Here is a 1,388-nt window from a genome sequence, read left to right as displayed (position 1 = left end):
ACCGATACCGAGCCGAAGTCGTTGTCGCTGACGATCTGCCCGTCCGGCCCGTGGTAGTGGAACCCGGTCAGCACCCGGGCGAAGGCCTGCGGGCCGCCGGACGCCGCGCCGACCACGGTGTTGGTGTTGAAGGTGGGCACCCCGCCATCGACCGCGAAATCGATCTCGTCGGCTCGGGCGCCGGCACATGACGTCAACCCCAGCGCGACGACCGCGACTGCGACGATCACCCGCAGGTCACGCCACCCCCGGACGCACCGCCGTTCGCGCGCAGCCATGACCGCTACCGCCGCCGGGTGCTTCGCTTGCCTGTCGGCCGCCCGGTGCGGCTTGCGGTGGGTCGCACCGGCCGCGCACCCGGGGCCGGCTTGTCCGGCGGAGGTTCAGACGCCACCGCCGCGGCCTTGACCGGTTCCGCAGTGCTGTCGGACTCCTCATCGGATGCCGCCTTGGCCGCCCCGCCCTGACGCCGACGCATCACTCGCCGGGTGTGGTTGCGGACCAGTTCGGTGCGCTCGCGCAACGTCACCAGCAGCGGGGTGGCGAAGAAGATCGACGAGTAGGTGCCGACCAGGATGCCGATCAGCTGCACCAGGGCCAGGTCCTTCAGCGTCCCCACGCCGAGCAGCCACACCGCCACCACCATCAGCGCCACCACCGGCAGCACCGAGATCAGGCTGGTGTTGATCGACCGCATGAACGTCTGATTGATGGCCAGGTTGGCGTGTTCGGCGAACGTGCGCCGGGTGGTGTGCTCGAAGCCGTGCGTGTTCTCTTCGACCTTGTCGAACACGATGACGGTGTCGTAGAGCGAGAAGCCCAGAATGGTCAGCAGCCCGATGACGGTGGCTGGGGTGACCTCGAAACCGACCAGCGCGTACACACCGGCCGTGACTGTCAGGTCGAAGCCCAGGGCCGCCAACGCGGCGATCGCCATATAGCGCTCGTAGCGCACGGTGATGTAGATCGCGACCAGGGTCAGGAACACCGCCAACGCGGTCAGCGCCTTCTGGGTGATCTGACCGCCCCAGGTCTCGGAGACGGCGGAGTCGCTGATGGCCTGCCGGGTGGGCTCGCCGTCGGCCCCCTTCGGCGAAAAGGCGTCGAACAGTGCGGTGCGCAGCTGCTCGGTCTCGTCGTTGGACAGCGTCGTCGACCGGATCTGCACGGTGGCCGACGCGCCGCTGCCGACGATCACCACCGAATCCGGTGCCACGCCCAACGTCTCGCTGAACACGTCCTCGGCCTGCTGGGTGGTGACCGTGCCGTTGGCACCGTCCACCGGCATCGAGATCTTGGTGCCACCCTCGAAGTCGATGCCGAAGGTGAACCCGCGAATCGCAATGGCGGCGATCGCGCCGGCCATGATCAGGCCGCTGATGGCGAAC

2 protein-coding genes are annotated in these 1,388 nt (G+C 68.4%); both read right to left on the bottom strand.

All coding sequences use genetic code 11. The annotated features are described in order from the left end of the window. Positions 1–230, bottom strand: a 230-nt coding sequence (locus ACN269_RS35095) for a hypothetical protein (RefSeq protein WP_421477703.1), incomplete at its 3' end; no start/stop codon positions are given. Between the two features lie 53 nt (positions 231–283). Continuing rightward, positions 284–1,388, bottom strand: a 1,105-nt coding sequence (gene secF / locus ACN269_RS35090; RefSeq protein WP_421477701.1) for a protein translocase subunit SecF, incomplete at its 5' end; no start/stop codon positions are given.

Origin of the sequence: Micromonospora sp. WMMD736 (genome assembly GCF_049179015.1) — a bacterium.
Lineage (GTDB): Bacteria > Actinomycetota > Actinomycetes > Mycobacteriales > Micromonosporaceae > Micromonospora.
Note: the sequence above shows the minus strand (reverse complement) of the source record. Positions and strands in the feature narration are given on the sequence as shown.